Source organism: Pseudomonadota bacterium, from assembly GCA_022361155.1.
Classification (GTDB): Bacteria; Myxococcota_A; Polyangia; order Polyangiales; family JAKSBK01; genus JAKSBK01.
On sequence record JAKSBK010000025.1, the window covers coordinates 1 to 6,805 of the forward strand.

Annotated in this window: 5 protein-coding genes; 4 read left to right on the forward strand and 1 reads right to left on the reverse strand. The window is 64.3% G+C overall.

The features are described from left to right. The 4 genes from MJD61_00750 to MJD61_00765 all read left to right on the forward strand — a co-directional run. Nucleotides 1-1,417 (forward strand): alpha-L-fucosidase (locus MJD61_00750; GenBank protein ID MCG8553808.1); only part of this gene is annotated, 1,417 nt, incomplete at its 5' end. After that, entirely contained in the window at nt 1,414-2,643 is a 1,230-nt protein-coding gene (locus MJD61_00755) for a carbohydrate-binding family 9-like protein (protein MCG8553809.1), read from the forward strand. The genes MJD61_00750 and MJD61_00755, both read left to right, overlap by 4 nt. A 3-nt stretch (nt 2,644-2,646) precedes the next feature. Next, nucleotides 2,647-4,566 (forward strand): sodium:solute symporter, encoded by a 1,920-nt coding sequence (locus MJD61_00760; GenBank protein ID MCG8553810.1) that lies wholly within the window; start codon nt 2,647-2,649, stop codon nt 4,564-4,566. Nucleotides 4,567-4,612: 46 nt separating this feature from the next. Continuing rightward, nucleotides 4,613-5,557: a glycoside hydrolase family 130 protein gene (locus MJD61_00765; GenBank protein MCG8553811.1), complete on the forward strand. Its 945-nt coding sequence runs from the start codon at nt 4,613-4,615 to the stop codon at nt 5,555-5,557. Between the two features lie 39 nt (nt 5,558-5,596). On the opposite strand, the gene MJD61_00770 is transcribed toward MJD61_00765, so the two are convergent. Beyond that, nucleotides 5,597-6,805: aldehyde dehydrogenase family protein (locus tag MJD61_00770; GenBank protein ID MCG8553812.1), on the reverse strand; the 1,209-nt coding region annotated here is incomplete at its 5' end.

The window sequence follows — 6,805 nt, forward strand, 5'->3', positions numbered from 1 at the left end:
CGACACCTGGAGCCACGCCTACGGCAAGGATCTCTACGCGTTCGTACGCGGGCTTCAGCCTCGCATTCTCATAAACAACCGCGTTGATATCGGCAGGCGGCCCGACGGGCTGACCGAAAAGGGGGCCTACCGCGGGGATTTTGGAACACCAGAACAGGCGATTCCACAAACCGCCGAGACCACGCAGCCTTGGGAGACCTGCACCACGATCGGCCGGCATTGGGGCTACAACCGGCGCGAGACCAAGCGCAAGAGCGTAGCCAAGCTGCTTCAAATCTTGGCCGACACTTCGTCCAAGGGAGGCAACCTGCTGCTGAACGTGGGGCCACGTGGGGACGGAACGCTGCCCGCCGCCGACGTGCAGCGATTGCGGGCTATGGGTCGCTGGCTCCGCAAGAACGGCGAAGCCATCTACGGTACCGAAGCCTGCCCCTTTGGCTCGTTCGAGTGGGGTGTATGCACGGTGAAGCACGTCGCGGCAGGCAACGACCGGCTCTACTTGCACGTGTTCGACTGGCCACGATCGCGATCGCTCCAGCTGGTCGGGCTGCACAACACCTCGAAGCGCGCCCGGGTTCTCGGGGCGCCCGAGCGTCGAGTCCAGGTATCGAGCAAGCCTCTCGCGTTGTCGCTACGGCTGCCGAAACGACCCAAGGCGACCGGTCACAGCGTGATCGCGGTGGAGCTCGATGGCGCCCTCGATCTCGACAAACCGCCCGAGATCGAGGCTCCGTTTGCGAGCTTCGTCGATGCGACCCAGTTCCGCATCGGCAGCGACCGATCGGGTGTGCTGCGTTATACGCTAGACGGCTCCGATCCGACCCCCGAGTCCGCACGCTTCGAGGGTACGCCTGTGCGCCTTGCTTCCGGTGCCAAGGTACGCGCACAGTTGTTTCGTGATGGGCGGCCGGCGAGCCCGATCGCGGAGCGTACGCTGTCCAAAGTCAAGCCGCTGCCCGCAGCCCGCAGGCCCCTGCCGGAGCGTCCGGGAGTCCGCGTCGCGTACTACGAAGGGCAGTGGAACGCGTTGCCGGATTTCTCGACCGAGCGTCCAAAGCAGGTGCAGATAGGTACGCGTGTGACCATTCCGGACCGGATCGCACGCAGAAACCACTTCGGGCTCGAGTTTCGTTCCTGGCTGCGGGTGCCAAAGACAGGGATGTACCGCTTCCATCTCAGCTCGGATGACGGAAGCAGGCTGTGGATCGGCGACAAGCTGCTCGTAGACAACGACGGCCTGCACTCACCCCGAGACAAGGCGGGCGAAGTGGCGCTCCAAGCTGGTCTGCACGCGCTGCGAGTCGCGTACTTCGAGAGCGGCGGACACGAAGTGTGCGAGCTTTTCTACGAAGGCCCCGGCATCGCGAAGCGCACGCTGCCCGCGCCGGACCTGTTCGTGCCTGACGACCCGCGATGACCGAGGCGCCGGTGCAGTTGCTGAGCTCGAGGCTAGCGTCCGGGGGTTCGCCGCCCGCAAGGCAGCGGAGCGCGCGGCTTGGGGCTTGCGCGGTCGCAGTGGCGAGCGCGCTGTGCTTTGCGCTGGGGTGCCAGACCAAGAGCGCGGGCGCGAAGCCCTTTCCGGTGCCTCGCGACGAGCCATGGATCCCCGAGCGCTACGTCGCCTACCGCAGCCTCGAGCCGCTCCGTATCGATGGAAGGCTCGACGAGCGATCGTGGCTTGTTGCGCCGGATAGCGCGGCCTTCGTAGACATCCAGGGACGAAGGCATGCCGAGCCCCGGTTCGGTACCCACGCCAAGATGCTATGGGATGCTGACTACTTCTACGTGGCTGCGCGATTGAGCGAGCCGCATCTATGGGCGACCTATCGCAAGCGCGACTCCATTATTTTTCACGAGAACGACTTCGAGGTGTTCATCGACCCGGACGCTGACAACCATCGCTACGTGGAGATCGAGATCAATGCGCTGGGTACGGTGTGGGACTTGCTGCTAGTCAAGCCCTACCGCGATGGCGGGCCGGCCAAGCACGACTGGAACATCGCGGGGCTCGAGACCGCGGTCTCGCTGAAGGGCACGCTCAACGACGGCCGAGACGTAGACCAAGGTTGGTCCGTGGAAATGGCCATACCCTGGACGGCGTTCAAGGGGCTTGGAGCGATGGCGCTGCCGCCCGAGCCGGGCCAGCAGTGGCGTGTCAATTTTTCGCGAGTGCAGTGGCAGCTGCGATGGGCGGCATCCGGCTACGGCAAGCTCAGGACTCCGAGCGGAGACGAGCTTGCCGAGGATAACTGGGTTTGGTCGCCGCAGGGTCTGATCGCCATGCACTACCCCGAGCGCTGGGGCTTCGTCCAGTTCTCCGCACGCAAAGCCGGCGAGCAGCCGGAGCGCGCGGTGCACATGCCTGACCACACGGCCCGCCAGCATCTGATGCAGCTCTACTACGCGCAGAAGATCTACCGGTCCAAGCACGGCAAATACGCCTCGGGAGTCGAGCCGCTCAAGCTGCCCCCGGCCTGGACCGGGAAGCTGCGCCTGCTGTCCTCCCCGGGGGGCTACGAGGCTCGATTGCCTTTTCCCGGAGGCCAGGCTCGGGTAGATCAGCTCGGCAGATTGCAGTCGAGTACGACGCCTCCTGTCGCAAAGCCTTCGCCGGCGGGTTCCAGGACGGACCAGGCCCAATAACCCATGGCAGCGCTGGACGTCGGCATCATCTGCTTGTCCGGAGCGGTGATGCTCCTCGGTGCCCTTGCGAGTCGCCGCTACATGCGCAGCGTGGCTGACTACCTTGCGGCCGGTCGCAGTGCAGGCCGCTACCTCGTGAGCGTATCGCAAGGCGTGGCCAGGCTCGGCGCGATCTCGGTCGTGGGGTTGTTCGAAATGAACTACGTGGCCGGCTTCGCCATGACCTGGTGGAGCTTCACCATGAACGTGGTGATCCTGCTGGCCGCAGCGTCCGGCTGGGTCATCTACCGCTTTCGTCAAACGCGATCGCTCACGCTGGCCGAGTTTTTCGAACGCCGCTACAGCCGCTCGTTTCGCATCTTCTGCGGCATGCTCGCGTTCGTCTCTGGAATCATCAATTTTGGGATCTTTCCCGCGGTCGGAGCCAGGTTCTTCATCTACTTCTGCGGAATTCCGGCGGCGATCCCTGTCGCCGGCTTCGAGCTTCCCAGCTTGCCGGTGGTGATGTTCCTGCTGGTCGCTGTGGCCCTGCTGTTCGTGCTCTGGGGAGGTCAGGTGGTCGTCATCGTGAGCGACTTCGTTCAGGGAACGCTTGCCAACGTCTTCTTCCTCGCAGCGTCCCTGTATCTACTGCTGACCGTTTCGTGGTCCGACGTCTCCGCAGCTCTGCAGCAGGCACCCGAGAACGAGTCGTTGATCAATCCATTCAAGACCAGCCATGTCGAGGACTTTAACCTGGTGTACTTCGTGATCGGCGTGGTGGGCTTCCTCTACAACTCCATGTCATGGCAAGGGACACAAGCATACAATGCGTCCGCTACCAGTGCTCATGAGGCGAAGATGGGGCAGGTGCTCAGCATCTGGCGGATCTATCCCCAGGATCTGTTCTTGCTGGTGGCTCCGGTCATCGCGTACACGGTGATGCACGGGGCCGCCTTCGAGGCGACAGCCGCCACGGTGCAAGGCACGTTGGACACGCTGCCGTCGGAAACGCTGCAAAACCAGCTGCGGGTTCCACTGGTGCTGCGGGAGATGCTGCCAGTGGGTCTGATCGGGGGCTTTGCAGCGGCCATGCTGGCTGCGTTTGTCAGTACCCACGACACCTATCTGCACTCCTGGGGCAGTATCTTCGTGCAGGACGTCATAATGCCTTTTCGGAAGGAGCCGCTGACGCCGGGGCAACACCTTCGGTACCTGCGCTACGCCGTAATCGGTGTGGCGGTCTTCATCTATTGCTTCAGCCTGCTGTTTCAGCAGAGCCAGTACATTTTCTTGTTTTGTGCGCTCACGGGCGCCATCTTCGTGGGAGGCTCGGGGGCGGTGATCATCGGAGGGCTCTATTGGCGTCGCGGAACGGTTGGGGCGGCGTGGTCGGCCATGATCGCAGGCTCGTCGATCGCCACGGGAGGTATCATCGTTCGCCAGCTGGACGAAGACTTCTGGTTGAACGGGCAGGAATTCTGGGCCCTCGCCATGGGTGTGTCCACGCTGGTCTACGTGGGGGTCTCTTTGGCCTCGAAAGAGTGCTTCGATCTGGACCGTTTGCTGAATCGAGAGCCGGGCGGGGAGCGTGTCCACGATAAAGGGCCTGTGCGCTGGAAGCGGTTCGGCATAGGAAAGGAGTTCGGAACCGTGGACAAGGCGACCTACCTGGTCAGCTACGCTTGGACGTTCTCCTGGACGCTGCTCTTCGTGGTGGGAACAGCCTACAGCTTGAACCATGACGTGGGGGACTCGGCTTGGGCCGGTTTCTGGAAAACGTACGTGTACATTCAAGCGAGCGTAGCGGCTGCCGTGATCGTGTGGTTTGTGCTCGGAGGCATGCGGGACATTTCACGTATGTTTCGGGCGCTCGGCGCGGCGTCACGCGATGTTCGGGACGACGGCTTCGTGGTCAAAGGGCCACGGAACGGGGGCGGGTGACGTGGTTTTCGTTCGCGATTCCGGCAACCCGTTGATAACGCGTAGCATGATTCCGAGCCTGGAGGGCGGGCTCGAGGATCCAACGTCGGTTTTCAATCCGGGCGCAACGATCTGGGAGGCAAAGGTGGCACTGATGCTGCGCGTACAGGCGCGCAGCCGCGAGACTCATCTGGTAATGGCCGACAGCCGCGACGGCCTCGAAGGGCTTCGTTTCAGGGTCAGGGCCGAGCGCGTTCGGTTCGACGGCATCCAAGCCGTCAGGGAACGGGTCTTCCACGTGTACGATCCGCGTTTGACTCGGATCGGGCGAGAAGTCTTCTGCATGCTGGCGCTGGACGTGGATCGAGCCTGCAGGCTTGGAGTCGCGAGGTCACACAATCTGCGCGACTTCGAGTTCCTGGGGCTGACGAGCGGCGAGGACGTGCGCAACGGGGTGCTGTTTCCGGAGCGAGTGGGTGGTCGCTACTTGCGCCTGGAGCGACCCAACCGCGCGGAACCGGGCGGGCATTGGCAAGCGCGAGACAGCATGGTGCTGGCGGCGTCCGAGGACCTGGTCGGGTGGGAACGGATCGGGGTAGTGGCGCGCGGCCGACCGCACTATTGGGACGAGCTGATTGGCTCGGGCCCTCCGCCGGTAAGGACGCAGCACGGTTGGCTGCATTTCTATCACGGGATAGCCACCCACTTCGCCACCTCGAACATCTATCAAATGGGCGCGTTGCTCCTGGACTACAAGGATCCGACCAAGGTCGTGGCCCGCAGCAGGCACAATCTGCTGGAGCCACGGGAGCCCTACGAGCTCTGCGGGCAAGTGCCGAACGTGGTGTTCCCGACAGGGCTGGTAGCGGATACGCTGGATGACGAGGGCACGGTGCCGGATCAGGCTCGGCTGCGGATCTACTACGGTGCAGCGGACACCTGCGTCGCGAGCGCAAGCGCGACGGTTGCCGGCGTGCTGGCCGCGCTGGATGACCCCGGGGCGCTGGGATAGTGGCCTCCGGCAGGGGAACCCGCTGCAGGCTCCAGCCAATCAAGACCCCAGTCGCGAGTCCGCGTTGAACCCTGGCCAGCTTGCGAGCGGCTCTTGCCGGGGTGCCAGCAAGACGCCCTGCGCGTAGGAGCAGCTGAGCCCGGTGGTGAGGCCGGCGGGGCGATGGTTGCCGCTTTGCTTGATACCTCCAAAGGGCAGGCGACCCGATGCCCCGGCCGTCGAGCGGTTCCAGTGCAGCACGCCGGTGTCGAGCTCGTTCGCCGCCTGCTCGAAGCGCTCCCGCGAACCTGTGTACACGGATGCTACCAGACCGTAGCGAGTCGCATTGGCCAGCTCGATCGCTTCGTCCAGATCCGAGACCGTGTAAAGGACCATGTCCGGACCGAAGAGCTCCTCGTCGGTGTAGCCGGGGAATATCGCGTTCGGGTTGGGCGCCAGGTGCAGGCTCGGCCGTACATACCAGCCGTTTCGACCCTCCACGCTGAGCTCGCCCCCGGCCGGGGCCGGCTCGAACCCGTGTGCTTCGGCCCTGCGCCCAACGTCGGCGAGAGCTGCTCGTGCCTCCTTGCTGATCATTGGACCCATGAACACGTCGGGATCCCCGGGGTAGCCGACGTGGATGCGGCTCGCGATGTCGCCAATTCGCTTCCGCAGTCTCTCGGCCACGCGTTGGGTAGCGATGACGCGTGACGTGGCGCTGCAGCGCTGCCCCGCGGTAACGTAGCCTGCGAAAGCGATCTGCCGAGCCGCCGCCTCGATGTCGCAGTCGTCCAGGACGATGGAGGCGTTCTTGCCGCCGAGCTCGAGCGCGATGAGGCGCTCGGGGCGCTCGATGTTGGCCTGAACGATGCGTTTGCCCACGGCGGCCGAGCCGGTGAACAGGATGGCGTCCAGGTCGGGGTGCTGTACGAGAGCTACAGCGACTGGCGCGGGCCCCTGCACCAGGTTGAAGACTCCCGACGGCAGCCCGGCCTCCTCGAAGCAGCGGGCCATCCAAGTTCCGGTGCTCGGGGTCTTCTCGCTGGGCTTGTGTACGACCGTGTTTCCGAGCAGGAGGGCGGGGACGATCTGGCCGTTGGGCAGGTGGCCTGGGAAGTTGAAAGGGCCAACCACCGCGATCACACCGAGCGGGCGGTAGCGAATCTCACCGGGCAGATCGGACAGGACGCGCGTGGCCGTGAGCTCTGCCGCCTCGCCCAGACAAAGACCTACCTTGCCGATCATGGCGCTGACCTCACCCTCCGCCTC